We start from the raw sequence: 17,863 nt of genomic DNA on the forward strand, positions 1-17,863 counted from the left end.
GACCGGCGGGCGAAGGCCTTCCGGAAGGCTGAAAGCAGGCGCGGTTCATGGCGACTTTGTGCAGACCGGCAGTGTCGGTTCCGGAACACGTGATCACGATGGAGGAGACGCTGGAGCTGGCGCGCTCCCGTCACGCGGACCACCCACAACTCCCGCTCGCCCTGCGGCTGATCGAGAACACGGGCGTCAAGACCCGGCACATCGTGCAGCCCATCGAGGAGACCCTGAAGCACCCCGGCTTCGAGGAGCGCAACAAGCTCTACGAGGCCGAGGCCAAGGCCAGGGTCCCCGCGGTGATCCAGCGGGCGCTCGACGACGCGGAACTCCTCACCACGGACATAGACGTGATCATCTACGTCTCGTGCACGGGCTTCATGATGCCCTCGCTCACGGCGTGGCTGATCAACGAGATGGACTTCGACCCCACGACGCGGCAGCTCCCCATAGCCCAGCTGGGCTGCGCGGCCGGTGGTGCGGCGATCAACCGGGCCCACGACTTCTGCTCGGCCTACCCCAAGGCCAACGCCCTGATCGTGGCGTGCGAGTTCTGCTCGCTGTGCTACCAGCCCACCGACCTCGGCGTCGGCTCGCTGCTCTCCAACGGCCTGTTCGGTGACGGCATAGCCGCCGCCGTGGTGCGCGGCAGGGGTGGTACCGGCATCGAGCTGGAGCGCAACGGCTCGTACCTGATCCCGAAGACCGAAGAGTGGATCATGTACGACGTCCGCGCGACCGGATTCCACTTCCTGCTCGACAAGCGGGTGCCGGCCACCATGGAGCCGCTCGCCCCGGCGCTCCAGGACCTCGCGGGCCTGCACGGCTGGGACGCTTCCGACCTGGACTTCTACATCGTCCACGCCGGGGGGCCGCGCATCCTCGACGACCTGAGCAAGTTCCTCCAGGTCGACCCGCACGCGTTCCGGTTCAGCCGGTCCACGCTCACCGAGTACGGCAACATCGCCTCCGCCGTCGTGCTGGACGCGCTGCGCCGGATGTTCGACGAGGGCGGCACCGAGCACCGGGCGCGCGGGCTGCTGGCCGGGTTCGGGCCCGGCATCACCGCGGAAATGGCGCTGGGCCGCTGGCGCGGCTCCGACCGAGAAACGGCATGAGTACGGCATGACGGAAGAAACGCTCACCGAGACCCTGCCCCCGATCCGGCACTGGCCGGCGCTCGATCTGACCGGGACGGACTTCGACCCGGTGCTCAGAGAGCTGATGCGCGAGGGGCCGGTCACCCGCATCCAACTGCCCAACGGCGAGGGCTGGGCCTGGCTGGTCACCCGGTACGACGACGTGCGCATGGTGACCAACGACGCCCGCTTCAGCCGCGAGGCGGTCATGGACCAGCCGGTCACCCGGCTCGCCCCGCACTTCATCCCGGACCCGGGCGCGGTCGGCTTCCTCGACCCGCCCGACCACACCCGGCTGCGCCGCTCGGTGGCGGCCGCGTTCACCGCGAAGGGCGTGGAACGGGTCCGGGAGCAGGCGCAGACCATGCTGGACGAGCTGGTCGACGAACTCCTCCAGGACGGCCCGCCCGCGGATCTGACGGCCAGGATCCTCAGCCCGTTCCCGATCGGGGTGATCTGCGAGATGATGGGCGTCCCGGCCGCCGACCGGCACGTCATGCACACCTGGACGCAGCTCATCCTGTCCTCCTCGCACGGCAAGGAGGTCAGCGAGAAGGCCAAGCGGGAGATGGCCGCGTACTTCTCCGACCTGATCGGGCTGCGCGAGAACAGCACGGCCGAGGACGTCACCTCGCTGCTCGGCGCCGCGGTGGGCCGGCGCGAGGTGACGCTGGGCGAGGCCGTCGGGCTCGCCGTGCTGCTCCAGATCGGCGGCGAGGCGGTCACCAACAACAGCGGGCAGATGTTCTACCTGCTGCTGACCCGCCCCGACCTGGTGAACCTGCTGCGCGAACGCCCGGAGATCCGCCCGCGGGCGATCGACGAGCTCCTGCGCTACATCCCGCACCGCAACGCGGTCGGCCTGTCCCGCATCGCCATGGTGGACGTGGAGATCCGGGGCGTGCGGATCCGCGCGGGCGACCCGGTGTACGTCTCCTACCTGGCCGCGAACCGCGACCCGGACGTCTTCCCCGACCCGGAGACCATCGACTTCTCACGCAGCCCCAACCCGCATGTCTCCTTCGGCTTCGGCCCGCACTACTGCCCGGGCGGCCAGCTGGCCCGGCTGGAGGAGGAACTGCTGGTGGACACCCTGCTGGACCGGGTGCCCGGCCTGCGCCTCGCCGTACCGCCGCACCAGGTGCCCTTCAAGAAGGGCGCACTGATCCGGGGTCCCGAGGCCGTTCCGGTGACCTGGTGAGGGCCGGATGACCTGGGCTGAGGGACTGTACGTACCGCCGGGCCACGGCCGTGTCGTCGAGACACCGGCCCAGCGTGTGACGTTCAAGGTCACCGGCACGCATTCGCGGATGGCCTCCACCTTCGAGGTGGAGGTCCCGCCGGGCTTCGACGTGGGGGCGCATGTGCACACCCGCAGCGAGGAGCTGTTCTACGTCCTGGAGGGCGAACTCGACGTCCTCGCCTTCGAGCCCCGCATCCGCACCCCCGACAACTGGAAGAAGTGGGAGTCGAGTTCGGGCAGCCGGGTGGTACGGGCGACCCCGGGCACGGTGATCGTCGTGCCACCGGGGTGCCCGCACGCGTTCGCGAACCCGACGGACACCCCGGCGAAGATGTTCTTCCAGGCGAGTCCCCCGCCGGATCACGAGCGCTACTTCGAGGAGCTGCTGGAGATCCTGGGCAACGGCGGGCCGCCGGACCAGGAGGCGATCGAGGCACTGCGGGCCAAGTACGACATCGAACAGCTGACGCCGCTCCGGCACCGTTAGGGGGGTGTCGTTTGGATCAGCCCGGCGTCGCGGGCCCTGGCACGCACTCCCCCAGAGGGGGCACCCCCAGCCGCGTTGTCGTCGGTCGCCGAATCCCCCATGCTCGACTTCGCTCGCGCGGGAGGGGCCCCCACGACCCCGCTCGGGTCGGCCGGACCGCACTGTCCCTCACGGCCGGCCTGATCCAACCGGCACTCCCTAGCGGATGGGCATGCCCGCGAGGGTGCGGGAGATCACCAGTCGCTGGATCTCGCTCGTCCCCTCGAAGATGGTGTAGATGGCGGAGTCCCTGTGCATGCGCTCGACGGGGTACTCCCTGGTGTAGCCGTTGCCGCCGAGGATCTGGATCGCCTGGGCCGTGACCTTCTTGGCCGTCTCGCTGGCGAACAGCTTCGACATGGATCCCTCGGCGGCGGTGAACGGCTTGCCGTTGACCGCCATCCACGACGCCCGCCACACCAGCAGCCGGGCGGCGTCGATCTGCGTCCGCATGTCCGCCAGTTGGAAGGCGACGCCCTGGTTGTCGATGATCGGCCGCCCGAACTGCTCGCGGGTCTTGGCGTAGTCGAGGGCGACCTCGTACGCGGCACGGGCCGTGCCGACCGCCATGGCTCCCACGGCGGGCCGGGACGCCTCGAACGTCGCCATCGCCGCGTTCTTGACGCGCTCCCCGCCGCCCGCCTTCGCCTTCTCGCGGGCCCGGGCGAGGCGCTCGTCGAGCTTCTCCTTGCCGCCCAGCAGACAGGAGCCGGGGACACGGACGTCGTCGAGGACGACCTCGGCGGTGTGTGAGGCGCGGATGCCGTGCTTCTTGAACTTCTGGCCCTGGGAGAGGCCCTCCGTGCCGGGCGGGACGATGAAGGAGGCGTGGCCCTTGGAGCCCAGCTCCGGGTCGACGCTGGCGACGACGACGTGGACGTTGGCGATGCCGCCGTTGGTCGCCCAGGTCTTCGTGCCGTTGATCACCCACTCGTCCTTCGCCTCGTCGTACACGGCACGCGTGCGCATGGAGGCCACGTCGGAGCCGGCGTCGGGCTCGGAGGAGCAGAACGCGGCCACCTTGACGTCGTTCTGGTCACCGTACATCTGCGGGATCCAGGTGCCGATCTGTTCCTCGGTTCCGTTGGCGAGAACGCCCACGGCGGCGAGGCCGGTGCCCACAATGGAGAGGGCGATGCCCGCGTCGCCCCAGAACAGCTCCTCCATCGCCATCGGGATACCGAGCCCGGTGGAGTCGAAGTACTGCTGCGCGTAGAAGTCGAGGGAGTAGATGCCGACCTTCGCCGCCTCCTGGATCACCGGCCAGGGAGTCTCCTCGCGCTCGTCCCACTCGGCGGCCGCGGGGCGGATCACGTCGGCGGCGAAGCCATGGAGCCAGTCCCGGACTTCCTTCTGTTCGTCGTTCAGCTCCATGGTGAACTCGGCCATGTCCCCTCCAGCGGCGGCAGTGCGATGTTACTTGCGGTAACCCGAGTCTGTTACCGACCGGTAGGAAAAGTCAACCGTCGACGGCTCCTCGGCATCCCGTTCGATGTCAGGAGCACAGTCAGTGTTAGTTTGCGCAGGCGTCACCGAATCAGCACGGGTGGGGAGAGCACATGGACACCACACAGCGGACCGAGCAGCAGCGGTCCGCCGACCGCAGACGGCGCGAGCTGCTGGAGGCCGCGGACCGGGTGGTGCTCCGCGACGGCCCGCAGGCGTCGATGAACGCCATCGCGGCGGAGGCCGGCATCACGAAGCCGATCCTGTACCGCCACTTCGGCGACAAGGGCGGGCTCTACGCGGCGCTCGCCATGCGGCACACGGACGCGCTGCTCGCCTCGCTGCGGGCGGCGCTGGACGCCCCCGCGGACCGGCGCGAGCGGGTCGAGTCCACGCTGGACACCTACCTCGCCGCGATCGAGGCACGCCCCCAGGTGTACCGGTTCCTGATGCACCCGGCCGAGGGCAGCACCGGGGGCGACCAGGGCTTCGACGTCGGCAAGCACAGCGCGCCGCTGCTGCGCAGGATGGGCGAGGAGCTGGCACAGGTCATCGAGGAGCGGGTCGATCTGGGCCCCGGGAGCCAGCAGCTCGCACGGGTGTGGGGGCACGGGATCGTCGGGATGATGCACGCGGCCGGGGACTGGTGGCTCGGGGAACGACCGTGTTCCCGCGCCGAGTTGGTCCGCTCGCTGGCCGACCTGCTGTGGGGCCGGCTCGCGGCGGCGGGGGACCGGATCGGCGGTCCCGGGTTCTAGGCGGTGCCACCCAGGGGGTGTCGATTCGATCAGGCCGGCCGTGCGGAGCGGCGCCTGCCGGCCGACCCGAGCGGGGTCGTGGGCCCCTCCCGCGCGAGCGAAAGCCGAGCGTGGGAGAGTCGGCGATCGACGACAACGCCTCTGGGGGAGCGCGGGCCCGACCCCGCGACGCCGGCATGATCCAAACGACACCCCTAGCGGCTCCAGGACGCCCGGGAGATCTGCCTCAGCAGTCTTCGCCTGCGCCAGCCCTCGACGCGGTCCGCGTACACCCGGCCCTCCAGGTGGTCGCACTCGTGCTGCAGGCACCGGGCGAAGAAACCCGTGCCGTGGATCGTGACCGGCTCGCCCTGCGCCGTGCGGCCCTCGACCACGGCGTGGTCGTACCGCTCCGTGCCCGCCTCCAGGCCCGGCAGGGACAGGCAGCCCTCGGGGCCCCGGAACACGATGCCGTCCGCCGCCACCAGGCGGGGGTTCACCACATGTCCGATATGCCGCACATCGTCATCATCCGGACAGTCGTAGACGAACACCCGCAAAGACACCCCGATCTGATTCGCGGCCAGACCCACCCCCTGCGCCGCGTACATCGTGGCGAACAAGTCCTCCACGAGGTCGGCCAGTTCCGGGCCGAACTCCGTGACGTCCCGGCAGGGCTCGCGCAACGCCGCGCCGCCGAGCAGGGTGAGGGGCCTGACTCGCCCGTGGGCGCCCGCAATGGAACCGTGTCGCATGGCCGCAAGGGTACGGTTCGTTCGACCCACGCCCGTCGCGCAGGGATGGGCAGGATTCGGGTGTGCGAACGGATCTCGATAGGCTGAGGTCCACACCACGTTGCCGGATGGCCCCAGGCGCGGCGCGTACGCAAGGAGGATCGAGAACTGATGGCAGGCAACTCGGACCCGCTCACGCCGCGGGCCAAGCTGGCCGTGACCGCGGGAAAGGCGGTCGCTGCGGCATCGCGAGCCGCAGGACGCGGCAGTGGGTCGGTGATCGGTGGCCGGGTCGCGCTGAAACTCGACCCCGACCTGCTCGCCCGGCTCGCGCAGAACCTGGACGTCGTCCTGGTGTCGGCGACCAACGGCAAGACCACGACGACCCGGCTGATCGCCGAGGCGCTGCGCGCCGCGGGCCCGGTCGTCTCGAACGCGCTCGGCGCCAACATGCCGGCCGGCATCACCTCCGCCCTCGCGGGCGGCTCGGAGGCCAAGTTCGGCGTCATCGAGGTCGACGAGAAGTACCTGGCCGGTGTGGCCCGGGACACCAGCCCGAAGTGCATCGCACTGCTCAACCTCTCCCGCGACCAGCTCGACCGTGCCGCCGAGACCCGGATGCTCGCCGAGAACTGGCGCGAGGGTCTGTCCGGCTCCAAGGCCGTCATCGTCGCCAACTGCGACGACCCGCTGGTGGTGTGGGCCGCCTCGTCCTCGCCGAACGTGGTCTGGGTCGCCGCCGGGCAGATGTGGAAGGACGACGCCTGGTCCTGCCCGTCCTGCGGTGGCGTGATGCAGCGCCCTGGCGAGGACTGGTACTGCAACGAGTGCGGCTTCCGCCGGCCCCAGCCGTCGTGGGCGCTCTCCGGCGACCATGTGCTGGACCCGCACGGATCCGCCTGGCCGATCCACCTCCAGCTGCCGGGCCGCGCCAACAAGGCGAACGCTGCCAGCTCCGCCGCCGTGGCCGCCGTCTTCGGGGTGCCGCCGCAGGTCGCCCTGGAGCGGATGTACCAGGTACAGGCCGTGGCCGGGCGGTACGACGTCGTCCAGTTCCTGAACCGTGATCTGCGGCTGCTGCTGGCCAAGAACCCGGCCGGCTGGCTGGAGACGTTCTCCCTGATCGACCCGCCGCCCACGCCGGTGATCCTCTCCGTGAACGCCCGCGGCGCCGACGGCACCGACACCTCCTGGCTCTGGGACGTCGACTACACCCGGCTCACCGGCCACCCGATCTTCGTGATCGGCGACCGGAAGCTGGACCTCGCCGTCCGTCTGGAGGTCGCGAACCAGCACTTCCAGGTCTGCGACACCCTCGACCAGGCCGTGCAGGCGTGCCCGCCCGGCCGGATCGAGGTCATCGCGAACTACACCGCGTTCCAGGACCTGCGCCGCCGCGTCGGCAACTGATCCTCCGATCCTCTGATCCGCGAAGGGCGATCACCTCATGAGCGACAACCAACTGCGGCTGGTGTGGATCTACCCGGACCTGCTGAGCACCTACGGCGACCAGGGCAACGCGCTCGTCGTGGAGCGCCGGGCCCGGCAGCGCGGCCTGGACGTGGCCCGTCTCGACGTGCGCAGCGACCAGCCGATCCCGACCTCCGGGGACATCTACCTGATCGGCGGCGGCGAGGACCGTCCGCAGCGGCTCGCGGCCGAGCGGCTGCGCCGCGACGGTCATCTGCAGCGGGCGGTGCAGAACGGCGCGATCGTGTTCTCCGTCTGCGCCGGCTACCAGATCCTCGGACACGAGTTCATCAACGACCTCGGCCAGCGCGAGCCCGGCCTCGGCCTGCTCGACGTGGTCTCGGTGCGCGGCGAGGGCGAGCGGTGCGTCGGCGACGTGCTCGCCGACATCGACCCGCAGCTCGGCCTGCCCCAGCTGACCGGCTTCGAGAACCACCAGGGCGTCACCCACGTCGGCCCGAACGCCCGCCCGTTCGCCCGGGTGCAGATCGGCAAGGGCAACGGCACCGGGGACGGCACGGAGGGCGCGTACAACGGGACCGTCTTCGGGACGTACATGCACGGCCCGGTCCTCGCCCGCAACCCGCAGATCGCCGACCTGCTGCTGAAGCTGGCGCTCGACGTCAACGCACTGCCGCCGATCGACGACCGCTGGTACGAGGCGCTCCGGGGCGAGCGCATCGAGGCCGCTCAGCAGCCGGCGTAAGCCACACGTCAGCACGCTTTCAGCGTGGTCCGGCAGACTCCGTGACGGGCCCGCCTGACGGTCCGTCCGCTCATATGCGCGGGCGCGTCCAGCAGGCGGACGCCCGCTACGGAGCGACCCCCGCACGCCGGTAGGCTGGCCGGGAATCCGCCGGACGACGTGGTCCGGTTTCCCGGCCCACGTTGAGAAGGTATTTCGGGCTATGCGCATTGGTGTCCTCACGTCAGGCGGCGACTGCCCCGGCCTGAACGCCGTCATCCGGTCCGTCGTGCACCGTGCCGTCGCCGACCACGGCGACGAGGTCATCGGTTTCCGGGACGGCTGGAAGGGCCTCCTGGAGTGCGACTACACGAAGCTCGACCTCGACGCCGTGGGCGGCATCCTCGCCCTCGGCGGCACCATCCTCGGCTCGTCCCGGGTCCGCCCCGAGCATCTGCGCGACGGCGTGGAGCGGGCGAAGGGCCATGTCGAGGAGCTCGGCCTGGACGCGATCATCCCGATCGGCGGTGAGGGCACGCTGAAGGCGGCCCGGCTGCTGTCGGACAGCGGACTGCCGATCGTGGGCGTGCCCAAGACGATCGACAACGACATCGCCGTCACGGACGTCACCTTCGGCTTCGACACGGCCGTCACCGTGGCCACCGAGGCGCTGGACCGGCTGAAGACCACCGCCGAGTCGCACCAGCGCGTGCTCATCGTGGAGGTCATGGGCCGGCACACCGGCTGGATCGCGCTGCACTCCGGCATGGCGGCCGGCGCCCACGCCGTCGTCGTTCCGGAACGCCCCTTCGACATCGACGAGTTGACGCGGAAGGTCGGCGAGCGGTTCGAGGCGGGCAAGCGGTTCGCCATCGTCGTCGCGGCGGAGGGCGCCAAGCCCCGGGCCGGCTCGATGGAGTTCGACGAGGGCGGCAAGGACATCTACGGCCACGAGCGCTTCGCCGGCATCGCCCGGCAGCTGTCGGTCGAGCTGGAGCACCGGCTCGGCAAGGAGGCCCGGCCGGTCATCCTCGGGCACGTCCAGCGCGGCGGCACGCCGACGGCGTACGACCGGGTGCTGGCCACGCGCTTCGGCTGGCACGCGGTGGAGGCCGTGCACCGGGGCGAGTTCGGCCGGATGACGGCCCTGCGCGGGACCGACATCGTGATGGTGTCGCTGGCGGAGGCCGTGGAGACGCTGAAGACCGTGCCCGTGGCGCGGTACGACGAGGCGGAGTGCGTCCTGTAGCCCGGCCGCGTTCCGTAGTTCACCCGAGAACAAGCCGCCCCCGGTCCCAGCCGTGACCGGGGGCGGTTCTAGTCTTGGGGCGGACAACTCGCACAACCCCCACGAATCAGGAGCCGCAGGATGGACCACAGCGGGCACGGCATGATGATGGATCTGCCGCCGTTCACGCTGGGACGGGGGCTTCAGTGGTCCGCGGACCCGTTCTTCCTCGTCGCCTGCCTGCTCGGGCTCGGACTGTACGGCTGGGGTGTCGTACGGCTGCGGCGGCGCGGGGACCAGTGGTCCGCCGGCCGTACGGCGGCGTACGTCGTCGGTGTGCTGACGGTCGCGCTGGTGATGTGCACCAAGCTGAACGACTACGGCATGGTCATGTTCAGCGTGCACATGGTGCAGCACATGATCATCAGCATGCTGTCGCCGATCCTGATCCTGCTCGGCGCCCCGGTCACGCTGGCGCTGCGCGCGCTGCCCGTGGCCGGCAAGGGTCGCAAGGGGCCGCGCGAGCTGCTGCTGATGCTGCTGCACAGCCGCTACATGCGGATCGTGACGCACCCGGCGTTCACCATCCCGATGTTCATCGCGAGCCTGTACGTGCTGTACTTCACCCCGCTCTTCGACACCCTGATGGGGTCGAAGGCCGGGCACATCGGGATGATGGTGCACTTCTTCGCCGTGGGCATGGTGTTCTTCTGGCCGATCATGGGCGTCGACCCGGGTCCGCACCGGCCGGGTTACGTGATGCGGATGCTGGAGCTGTTCGCGGGGATGCCGTTCCACGCGTTCTTCGGCATCGCGTTGATGATGGCGTCGCAGCCGATGGTGAGCACCTTCGAGCACCCGGCCGCCTCGCTCGGCGTCGACGCGCTCTCCGACCAAAACGCGGCCGGCGGCATCGCCTGGGCGTTCAGCGAGATCCCGTCGGTGCTGGTGCTGATCGCGCTGCTCTTCCAGTGGTACCGCTCGGAACAGCGCCAGGCCAAGCGCATGGACCGCCTCGCGGACCGCGACGGCGACAAGGAACTGGCGGCGTACAACGCCTACCTGGCCTCGCTGAACACCCGCAAGAGCTAGCGCCTGTCCGGTCCCGTCGAACCGGGTTTCGAGGCACCATGGTCGAGGACGGACCAAGAGAAGGGTGTCGCGATGCCCGGTTCCATGAACGGTTCCACCAAGGCGATGGGGGCGCTGACGGTCGGCGGGCTCGTCGTCGTGACCGCCTACACGGTCGCGCTCGGCAGCAACGGCTGGCTGTGGTTCGGCTGGGTCGTGCTGGGCCTGCTGACGCTCGCCATGGTCGTCACGCAGTCCTAGGCCGACTCCGTGCGGCGCGGCTGATTACAGTGCCCGCATGAACAGCAGGACCGCCTCCTTCGACGACCTCGACCGCAAGATCATCACCGCGCTGATGGCGAACGCCCGCACCAGCTTCGCCGAGATCGGCGCGGACGTGGGGCTGTCGGCCACCGCGGTCAAACGGCGCGTGGACCGGCTGCGGGAGACCGGGGTGATCACCGGGTTCACGGCCACCGTGCAGCCGTCCGCGCTGGGCTGGCGCACCGAGGCGTACGTCGAGGTGTACTGCGAGGGCGCGGCGCCGCCCCGGCGGCTGGCGGAGGTCGTCCGGGCCTACCCGGAGATCACCGCGGCCATGACGGTGACCGGCGCCGCGGACGCGCTGCTGCATGTCCGGGCGCGGGACGTGGAGCACTTCGAGGAGGTGCTGGAGCGGATCCGCACCGAGCCGTTCATCCGCAAGACGATCAGCGTGATGGTGCTGTCCCACCTCCTCCCGGAGAGCCCGGAGGCGGGCGCCACCCAGGCGGCTCCGGACGGACCGGAGTGACCAGGATTATGCGCAGCACTCGTGCGTGAATACCGGTGAGAACGCATCGATGCTGCGTATGCGCGCAGCTCTTCGCACTTGTCGGCCGTGGATCTCCGTTTCTACCGTTGTGACACCCCTCAGTGACACACAGGAACCGGAGGAGACCCTCTGTGCCCGAAAGCCGTGTGCCGCGCTCCCGGCGCTTCCTCGTCTGCGAACCCAGACACTTCGCCGTCCAGTACGCGATCAATCCCTGGATGCATCCCGACCGGCCCGTCGACGTGGACCTCGCCCAGGAGCAGTGGCAGGAGCTGATCCGCGCCTACCGCAGCCTCGGTCACACCGTCGACTCGGTCGAGCCGGTGCCCGGCCTGCCGGACATGGTCTTCGCCGCCAACGCGGCGTGCGTGGTCGGCGGCCGCGTCTTCGGCTCCCTGTTCCACGCGCCCGAGCGGCGCCCCGAGTCCTCGCACTACGACACCTGGTTCAAGGCGGCCGGCTACGACGTCTACCGCCCGGAGGCCGTGACCGAGGGAGAGGGGGACCTGGTGTGGACGGGCCGGTACGTGCTGGCCGGCACCGGGTTCCGCACCACCCGCGAGGCGCACCGGGAGGCCCAGGAGTTCCTCGGCCACCCGGTGATCGGCCTGACCCTGGTGGACCCGTACTTCTACCACCTGGACACCGCGCTGTTCGTCCTCGACGACGACAACATCTGCTACTACCCCGAGGCGTTCTCGGCGGGCAGCCGCGAGGTGCTGCGGCGGCTGTACCCGGACGCGGTGCTGGCCACCCGCGACGACGCCCTCGCCTTCGGCCTGAACTCCGTGTCCGACGGCCGCAACGTCTTCATCGCCCCCCAGGCCGAGGCCCTGGCCGAGAACCTCGCCGGCCACGGCTATGTCCCCGTCCCCGTCGACCTGTCGGAGTTCCACAAGGCCGGCGGTGGCATCAAGTGCTGCACCCAGGAGATCCGCTGATGACCGCGCCCACCCGTGTATCCGCGCCGACGCGTACGGCCGCCGACCTGATCCGTGCGGAGGAGCCGGTCGTCGCGCACAACTACCACCCGCTGCCCGTGGTCGTCGCCCGGGCCGAGGGCACCTGGGTCGAGGACGTCGAGGGACGGCGCTATCTCGACATGCTCGCCGGCTACTCGGCCCTGAACTTCGGCCACCGCCACCCGGCGCTGATCGAGGCCGCGCACCGCCAGCTCGACCAGCTCACCCTGACCTCCCGCGCCTTCCACAACGACCGGCTCGCCGGGTTCGCCGAGCGGCTCGCGGAGCTGACCGGCCTCGACATGGTGCTGCCGATGAACACCGGCGCGGAGGCCGTGGAGAGCGCCGTCAAGGTGGCCCGCAAGTGGGCCTACGACGTCAAGGGCGTCCCGGACGGGCAGGCGACGATCGTCGTCGCGGCGGAGAACTTCCACGGCCGTACGACGACCATCGTCAGCTTCTCCACCGACGAGACGGCGCGCAGCGGCTTCGGCCCGTTCACGCCCGGCTTCCGGATCGTGCCGTACGACGACCTGGCCGCGCTGGAGGAGGCCGTCGACGAGACGACGGCGGCGGTGCTGATCGAGCCCATCCAGGGCGAGGCCGGGGTCGTCATCCCTTCCCCGGGCTATCTCGCCGGGGTGCGTGAACTGACCCGGCGCGAGGGCTGTCTGTTCATCGCGGACGAGATCCAGTCGGGCCTCGGCCGCACCGGCCGCACCTTCGCCGTCGAGCACGAGGACGTCGTGCCGGACATGCTGCTGCTCGGCAAGGCGCTCGGCGGCGGCATCGTGCCGGTGTCGGCCGTGGTGGCCCGGCGCGAGGTGCTGGGGGTGCTGCACCCGGGCGAGCACGGCTCGACGTTCGGCGGCAACCCGCTCGCGGCGGCGGTCGGCACGGCCGTGATCGACCTGTTGAAGACCGGCGAGTTCCAGCGTCGGGCCGCCGAGCTGGGCGTGGTCCTGCGGGACGGACTGGCCGAGCTGGCGGGCAACGGCGTGGTCGGCTTCCGGGCGCGCGGGCTGTGGGCGGGCGTCGACATCGACCCGGCGATCGGCACCGGCCGCGAGATCAGCGAACGGCTGATGCGGGAAGGGATCCTGGTGAAGGACACCCACGGCTCCACCATCCGGCTGGCGCCCCCACTGACCATCACGGCGCAGGAGCTGCGCTCCGCGCTGGCGGCACTGAAGCGGGTCCTGGCTTCGTGACGTAGGAGTGACGTCGTGGAGGGGGGCGGCCGTTCGCGGCCGCCCCCGCTCGTTCGCGTGCCGTGTCCCATGCCCGAAGAGTGAAGATTGAGTCATGGACGGGTAGACCACTCTCAGCGACAGAGAGGTCGGCCGTGGGCATGCACGAGAAGCAGGACGCCTCCCGACAGCGGTTCGACGTGGCCGACGCCGCGCCCCTCCTGCTCGACGCACAGGGCGTGGTGACGAGCTGGACCCGCGATGCCGAGCGGCTGCTGGCGTACACCGCCGCCGAGGTGGTGGGCACCACGGTGACCGGCCTCCTGACCGCCGAGGACGCGGCGCGGGTGCCCGAGCTGGGCGAGCAGTGCCGCAGGAACGGCGGCTGGGCGGGGCTGCTGACCGCACGGCGCAAGGACGGACGGCCGGTCCGCGTGATGGTCCGGATCACCCCGGCGGTGGAACCCGGCGGCGCGGCGCACTGGCTGGTTCTGCTCTGCGACATGTCCGGGGCGCGCGGCTGGGACATGAGCCGTGCGGTGCTGGAGCAGATGGTGACCGACTCCCCCGTCGGCATAGCGATCGTGGACACCGATCTGCGGTGCGTCTGGTCGAACGCGGCCCTGGAGCAGTTCGGCGGCGGCCCGCCGCGGGAGCGGCTCGGGCGTCGGCTGGCGCAGATCCAGCCGGGCATCGACGCCGCGAACATCGAGACGCAGATGCGGTACGTGCTGGCGACCGGGCGGCCGGTGGTCGGGTACGAGCACGTGGGCCGGGTGCGCTCCACGCCCCTGCGGGAGACGGCGTGCATGATGTCGTTCACTCGTCTGGAGGACGACCGGGGTCATCCGATGGGCGTGTACTACACGGTCGTCGACATCACCGAGCGGCACCGTGCCCGGCAGCGCCTGGCCCTGCTCGACCGGGCCGGCGAGCAGATCGGCCGCACCCTGGACATCGTGCGGACCGCGCAGGAACTGGCCGACGTGGCCGTGCAGGACTTCGCCGACTTCGTCTGCGTGGACCTGCTGGACTCCGTGCTGCGCGGCGCGGAGCCGGAGCCGGGGCCGCCGTACGGCACCGGCGAGGTGCCCCTGCGGCGGGCCGGGCACCAGTCGGTGAACCCGGGGGTCCCGGAGGCCGTCGTCGGGATCGGCCAGGTGGCCGCCTACCTCGGGGGATCACCGCCGGTCCGCTGTCTGACCACGGGCTCCTCCTGGCGCGAGGAGCGGCTCGACCCGCTGGGCGAGGAGTGGGCCGCGGACATCCCGGGCGGCCGCCGGGCGACCTTCCTGGAGCTCGGCCTGCACAGCGTGATGATCGTGCCGGTCCGCGCGCGCGGTGTGACGCTGGGCGTCACGTCGTTCTTCCGGCGCCGGCGTCAGGAGCCGTTCGACGCGGACGATCTCAGCCTCGCCGAGGACCTGGTGTCCCGGGCGGCGGTCTGTGTGGACAACGCCCGGCGCTACACCCGCGAGCGGGACGCCGCGCTGGTCCTCCAGCGCAGTCTGCTGCCGCGCCGGCTGCCCGAGCAGGACGCCGTGGAGGTGGCCGCCTGCTACCGGCCGGCCGACGAGCTGACCGGCCTGGGCGGCGACTGGTACGACCTGATCCCGCTGTCCGGCGCGCGCGTGGCCCTGGTCGTGGGCGAGGTGCCGGGGCACGGGATCGACGCCGCGGCGGACATGGGTCGGCTGCGCACCGCCGTACGCACCCTCGCCGCGCTGGACCTGCCGCCCGAGGAGGTCCTCGCGCACCTCGACGACGTCGTCGCGCGCACGGTCCGCGAGGAGGGGCAGGGGTCCTCGGCCGCGCAGGACGTCGACGCCCGGGCGGTGGGGCCGGGATGTGCGTACGTCGTCTACGACCCCGTCGACGGGCAGTGCACGATGGCCGCCGCGGACCATCCCGCGCCCGTCGTCGTCCTGCCCGACTCGACCGTCGTCCGCGTCGACGTCCCGCAGGGCCCGCCGCTCGGGGTGGGCGGCCCGCCCTTCGAGTCGGTCGAGCTGGCCCTGGCCGAGGGCAGCACGCTGGCCCTGCACACCGACGGACTGCTGGCCCAGCGGGACGGCGGCGGGGCGGACGACGGCACGGACCGCGACCGGCTGCGCACCGCGCTGGCCCGGCCCGCGTCCTCGCTGGAGCTGCGCTGCCGGGACGTGGTCGACGCCCTGGTGCCGGACCGGCCCCGCGACGACGTGGTCCTGCTGATGGCCCGGACCAGGCTGCTCGGCGCCGACCGGGTCGCCGACTGGGACCTGCCCGTCGACCCGGCCATGGTCGCCGACGCCCGCAAGGAGGCCGCCCGGCAGCTGGACGAGTGGGGGCTGGCGGAGCTCGCCTTCACCACCGAACTGATCGTGAGCGAGCTGGTCACCAACGCCATGCGGCACGCACAGGGCCCGATCCAGCTGCGGCTGATCAGGAACCGGTCGCTGATCTGCGAGGTCTCCGACGGCGGTGCCACCGCACCCCATCTGCGCCATCCGCGCACCACGGACGAGGGGGGCCGCGGGCTGCTGCTGGTCTCCCAGGTCACCGAGCGCTGGGGAACCCGCTTCGTACCCGACGGGAAGGTCATCTGGGCCGAGCAGAACCTGACGGAGCCACCGGCCTGACGTGCGCGGCGCCCGTGTCCGTCGTATGACAGAGGGACACGGAGACAGAGGGACACGGACGGGCGAAGTACTCGACGGGAACAGGTGCGATCCGGCGGATGGGCGGCAGCCATGGACGACACGGCCATCGACTACGCGGCGGTGTTCCAGGCGCTGCCGGGCATGGTGGCGCTGCTGACGCCCGAGCTGGTCTACGTGGACGCCAACGTGGAATTCCTGCGCATGGCCGGGCGCACCCGTGAGCAGGTGGTGGGGCGGCACCTCTTCGACGTCTTCCCGGACAACCCGAAGAACGACGGCGCGTCGGGCATGCGCAGCCTGGGCGCCTCGCTGGCCCGGGTCGCCGCCACCGGCGAGCGTGACGCCATGGCCCTCCAGCGGTACGACGTGGAGGACCCCGAGCGGCCCGGGGAGTGGGAGGAGCGCTACTGGAGCCCGGTCAACGCGCCGGTGCTCGACGTGGACGGGAAGGTGACGCTGCTCGTGCACCGGGTCGAGGAGGTCACCGAGCTGATCCGGGCCCGCGGCGGTCCCACCGGCAGCCGGGCCCGCGTCCTGGAGGCCGAGCTGTACACGCGCGCCCGTGAACTCCAGGAGGTCAACGAGCGGCTGCGCCAGGCCCACGCCCGCGAGCGCGAGGTGGCGCTCGCCCTGCAGAAGGCGATGCTGCCCGCCCGTCGGCAGGTCGGCCGCCATCACGCCGCCGTGCGCTACCGGCCGGCGGTCGGCGCGCTGAACGTGTGCGGGGACTGGTACGACATCGTCGACCTGGTGGGCGGCCATCGCATGGCCGTGGCCGTGGGCGACGTGGTCGGGCACGGGCTGGAGGCCGCCGGGGTCATGGGCCAGCTGCGCAGCGCGCTGAGCGCGGCCTCCCGGGTGGCCGTGGGGCCGGGCGAGGCCCTGAACGTCCTGGGGCTGTACGCGCACGTCGTCGACGGCGCCGAGTCGGCGACCGCCGTCTCGACGTTCATCGACTTCGACCACCACACGATCAGCTACAGCAGCGCGGGGCATCCCCCGCCCGTCCTGATCCGCCCCGAAGGCGGGGTGGAGTTCCTCGACCAGGCCACCGACCCGCCGCTCGACGCCCGCCCCGACCCGTTCCCCCGGCCGCAGGCCTGGACGTCGTACACGGAGGGCGCCACGCTCGTCCTCTACACCGACGGACTCGTGGAGCGCCGTGGCGAGGACATCGACACCGGTCTGGCGCGCCTCGCCGACTCCCTCGACCGGCACCGCGACGAGGACCCCGAGAGGCTCGCGGACCACGTGCTGCTGGAACTGCTGCCTCCCGGGGGTGCCACCGACGACACGGCGCTCGTCATCGTGCGGCTGTGATCGTGCGCCCTGCCCGCGTCAGTTCTTGCCGAGGAGCTTCTTCATCTCCTTGATCTCGGCGGTCTGGCCGGTGACGATGGCGTCCGCCATGGTCCTGGCAGGACCGTAGGCGCCCCTGGTCCTCTCGGTGCCGGCCATCTCCAGGGCGCCCTGGTGGTGTTCGACCATCATGGACAGGAACGACGTGTCGAAGTCCGTGCCCCGCTTCTTCTTCAGGGCGGCCATGTCACCGTCGCTCATCATCCCGGTCATCCCGGGCATGCCGGAGTGGCCCGAGTGGTCCATGCCGGCCATCGGCACCTGCTCGCCCCAGGCCCTGAGCCAGCCGGTCATCGTGCGGATCTCGGGGTCCTGCGCCTTCTCGATGCGGGCGGCGAGGTCCTTCACCTGCGCCGAGGAGGCGCGGCCGGCCGCCAGCCGCGCCATCTCCAGGGCCTGCTGGTGGTGCGGGATCATGCCCTGTGCGAAGGCGACGTCCTGGGCGTTGTGGGCGGAGGCCGAGGCGGTCGCGCCGGGGGCGGCGGAGGTGTCGTGGGCGGCGCTGCCGTGGCTGCCGCCACCGCAGGCGGCGAGGACGAGGGCGGCGGCCACGGCGACGGCGACCTGGGCGGCACGGCGCGTGGGAATACGGGTGGTCATGCGGTAACTCCTGTGGTTCTCAA

17 protein-coding genes are annotated in these 17,863 nt (G+C 71.2%); 14 read left to right on the forward strand and 3 right to left on the reverse strand.

What is annotated here, in order from left to right:
* The first annotated feature begins 47 nt into the window (after nt 1-47).
* The 3 genes from ACZ4MF_RS23100 to ACZ4MF_RS23110 are packed head-to-tail and all read left to right on the forward strand — an operon-like array spanning nt 48 to nt 2,863.
* Nucleotides 48-1,112: a type III polyketide synthase gene (locus ACZ4MF_RS23100; protein ID WP_071379863.1), complete on the forward strand. Its 1,065-nt coding sequence runs from the start codon at nt 48-50 to the stop codon at nt 1,110-1,112.
* A gap of 7 nt (nt 1,113-1,119) precedes the next feature.
* Entirely contained in the window at nt 1,120-2,334 is a 1,215-nt protein-coding gene (locus tag ACZ4MF_RS23105) for a cytochrome P450 (RefSeq protein WP_467493821.1), read from the forward strand.
* A gap of 7 nt (nt 2,335-2,341) precedes the next feature.
* Complete coding sequence (locus ACZ4MF_RS23110; RefSeq protein WP_356026642.1) at nt 2,342-2,863, forward strand: cupin domain-containing protein; 522 nt, start codon at nt 2,342-2,344, stop codon at nt 2,861-2,863.
* A 198-nt stretch (nt 2,864-3,061) separates the two neighbouring features.
* Here the strand turns inward: ACZ4MF_RS23110 and ACZ4MF_RS23115 are convergent, their stop codons facing one another.
* Nucleotides 3,062-4,291, reverse strand: a complete 1,230-nt coding sequence (locus ACZ4MF_RS23115; protein ID WP_467493822.1) for an acyl-CoA dehydrogenase family protein — start codon at nt 4,289-4,291, stop codon at nt 3,062-3,064.
* A 170-nt stretch (nt 4,292-4,461) separates the two neighbouring features.
* Between ACZ4MF_RS23115 and ACZ4MF_RS23120 the strand changes: the two genes are divergently transcribed.
* The gene (locus ACZ4MF_RS23120; RefSeq protein WP_467493823.1) at nt 4,462-5,106 is read left to right on the forward strand and encodes a TetR/AcrR family transcriptional regulator; all 645 of its coding nucleotides are present in this window, start codon (nt 4,462-4,464) and stop codon (nt 5,104-5,106) included.
* Nucleotides 5,107-5,300: 194 nt separating this feature from the next.
* On the opposite strand, the gene def is transcribed toward ACZ4MF_RS23120, so the two are convergent.
* Nucleotides 5,301-5,840, reverse strand: a complete 540-nt coding sequence (gene def / locus ACZ4MF_RS23125) for a peptide deformylase (RefSeq protein ID WP_467493824.1) — start codon at nt 5,838-5,840, stop codon at nt 5,301-5,303.
* Nucleotides 5,841-5,990: 150 nt separating this feature from the next.
* Here def and ACZ4MF_RS23130 point away from each other — a divergent pair, with 150 nt between their 5' ends.
* The 10 genes from ACZ4MF_RS23130 (at nt 5,991) to ACZ4MF_RS23175 (ending at nt 17,201) form a co-directional block, all read left to right on the forward strand.
* Entirely contained in the window at nt 5,991-7,229 is a 1,239-nt protein-coding gene (locus ACZ4MF_RS23130; protein ID WP_467493826.1) for a DUF1727 domain-containing protein, read from the forward strand.
* A 37-nt stretch (nt 7,230-7,266) separates the two neighbouring features.
* Complete coding sequence (locus ACZ4MF_RS23135) at nt 7,267-7,995, forward strand: type 1 glutamine amidotransferase (RefSeq protein ID WP_467493827.1); 729 nt, start codon at nt 7,267-7,269, stop codon at nt 7,993-7,995.
* 202 nt (nt 7,996-8,197) lie between these two features.
* A complete protein-coding gene (locus ACZ4MF_RS23140; protein WP_467493828.1) occupies nt 8,198-9,223 on the forward strand; it encodes a 6-phosphofructokinase in 1,026 nt (341 codons plus the stop codon).
* Nucleotides 9,224-9,343: 120 nt separating this feature from the next.
* Nucleotides 9,344-10,294, forward strand: coding sequence for a cytochrome c oxidase assembly protein (locus ACZ4MF_RS23145; RefSeq protein WP_356026953.1), 951 nt, complete (start codon nt 9,344-9,346; stop codon nt 10,292-10,294).
* Between the two features lie 72 nt (nt 10,295-10,366).
* Nucleotides 10,367-10,534, forward strand: a complete 168-nt coding sequence (locus tag ACZ4MF_RS23150; protein ID WP_107471099.1) for a hypothetical protein — start codon at nt 10,367-10,369, stop codon at nt 10,532-10,534.
* Between the two features lie 37 nt (nt 10,535-10,571).
* Nucleotides 10,572-11,066, forward strand: coding sequence for an Lrp/AsnC family transcriptional regulator (locus ACZ4MF_RS23155; protein WP_356026958.1), 495 nt, complete (start codon nt 10,572-10,574; stop codon nt 11,064-11,066).
* A gap of 152 nt (nt 11,067-11,218) precedes the next feature.
* Nucleotides 11,219-12,028 (forward strand): dimethylargininase, encoded by an 810-nt coding sequence (ddaH, locus tag ACZ4MF_RS23160; protein ID WP_467493829.1) that lies wholly within the window; start codon nt 11,219-11,221, stop codon nt 12,026-12,028.
* Nucleotides 12,028-13,260 (forward strand): ornithine--oxo-acid transaminase, encoded by a 1,233-nt coding sequence (gene rocD / locus ACZ4MF_RS23165; protein WP_376288398.1) that lies wholly within the window; start codon nt 12,028-12,030, stop codon nt 13,258-13,260. Before ddaH ends, rocD begins: the two co-directional genes overlap by 1 nt.
* Nucleotides 13,261-13,400: 140 nt before the next feature.
* A complete protein-coding gene (locus tag ACZ4MF_RS23170; RefSeq protein ID WP_467493830.1) occupies nt 13,401-15,860 on the forward strand; it encodes a SpoIIE family protein phosphatase in 2,460 nt (819 codons plus the stop codon).
* A 111-nt stretch (nt 15,861-15,971) separates the two neighbouring features.
* Nucleotides 15,972-17,201 (forward strand): PP2C family protein-serine/threonine phosphatase, encoded by a 1,230-nt coding sequence (locus tag ACZ4MF_RS23175; protein ID WP_467493831.1) that lies wholly within the window; start codon nt 15,972-15,974, stop codon nt 17,199-17,201.
* A gap of 18 nt (nt 17,202-17,219) precedes the next feature.
* Here ACZ4MF_RS23175 and ACZ4MF_RS23180 read toward each other — a convergent pair whose 3' ends face one another.
* On the reverse strand, nt 17,220-17,840 hold the full coding sequence (locus ACZ4MF_RS23180) for a DUF305 domain-containing protein (protein WP_467493832.1): 621 nt from the start codon (nt 17,838-17,840) through the stop codon (nt 17,220-17,222).
* Nucleotides 17,841-17,863 lie beyond the last annotated feature (23 nt).

The sequence above is a fragment of the Streptomyces sp. NPDC025793 genome (assembly GCF_055558375.1).

Excerpts from the sequence above, each read along its gene's own strand:
- ACZ4MF_RS23100 (WP_071379863.1), top strand. The coding sequence starts at position 48 with ATGGCGACTTTGTGCAGACCGGCAGTGTCGGTTCCGGAACACGTGATC.
- ACZ4MF_RS23105 (WP_467493821.1), top strand. The coding sequence starts at position 1,120 with ATGACGGAAGAAACGCTCACCGAGACCCTGCCCCCGATCCGGCACTGG.
- ACZ4MF_RS23110 (WP_356026642.1), top strand. The coding sequence starts at position 2,342 with ATGACCTGGGCTGAGGGACTGTACGTACCGCCGGGCCACGGCCGTGTC.
- ACZ4MF_RS23115 (WP_467493822.1), bottom strand. The coding sequence starts at position 4,291 with ATGGCCGAGTTCACCATGGAGCTGAACGACGAACAGAAGGAAGTCCGG.
- ACZ4MF_RS23120 (WP_467493823.1), top strand. The coding sequence starts at position 4,462 with ATGGACACCACACAGCGGACCGAGCAGCAGCGGTCCGCCGACCGCAGA.
- def (WP_467493824.1), bottom strand. The coding sequence starts at position 5,840 with ATGCGACACGGTTCCATTGCGGGCGCCCACGGGCGAGTCAGGCCCCTC.
- ACZ4MF_RS23130 (WP_467493826.1), top strand. The coding sequence starts at position 5,991 with ATGGCAGGCAACTCGGACCCGCTCACGCCGCGGGCCAAGCTGGCCGTG.
- ACZ4MF_RS23135 (WP_467493827.1), top strand. The coding sequence starts at position 7,267 with ATGAGCGACAACCAACTGCGGCTGGTGTGGATCTACCCGGACCTGCTG.
- ACZ4MF_RS23140 (WP_467493828.1), top strand. The coding sequence starts at position 8,198 with ATGCGCATTGGTGTCCTCACGTCAGGCGGCGACTGCCCCGGCCTGAAC.
- ACZ4MF_RS23145 (WP_356026953.1), top strand. The coding sequence starts at position 9,344 with ATGGACCACAGCGGGCACGGCATGATGATGGATCTGCCGCCGTTCACG.
- ACZ4MF_RS23150 (WP_107471099.1), top strand. The coding sequence starts at position 10,367 with ATGCCCGGTTCCATGAACGGTTCCACCAAGGCGATGGGGGCGCTGACG.
- ACZ4MF_RS23155 (WP_356026958.1), top strand. The coding sequence starts at position 10,572 with ATGAACAGCAGGACCGCCTCCTTCGACGACCTCGACCGCAAGATCATC.
- rocD (WP_376288398.1), top strand. The coding sequence starts at position 12,028 with ATGACCGCGCCCACCCGTGTATCCGCGCCGACGCGTACGGCCGCCGAC.
- ACZ4MF_RS23170 (WP_467493830.1), top strand. The coding sequence starts at position 13,401 with ATGCACGAGAAGCAGGACGCCTCCCGACAGCGGTTCGACGTGGCCGAC.
- ACZ4MF_RS23175 (WP_467493831.1), top strand. The coding sequence starts at position 15,972 with ATGGACGACACGGCCATCGACTACGCGGCGGTGTTCCAGGCGCTGCCG.
- ACZ4MF_RS23180 (WP_467493832.1), bottom strand. The coding sequence starts at position 17,840 with ATGACCACCCGTATTCCCACGCGCCGTGCCGCCCAGGTCGCCGTCGCC.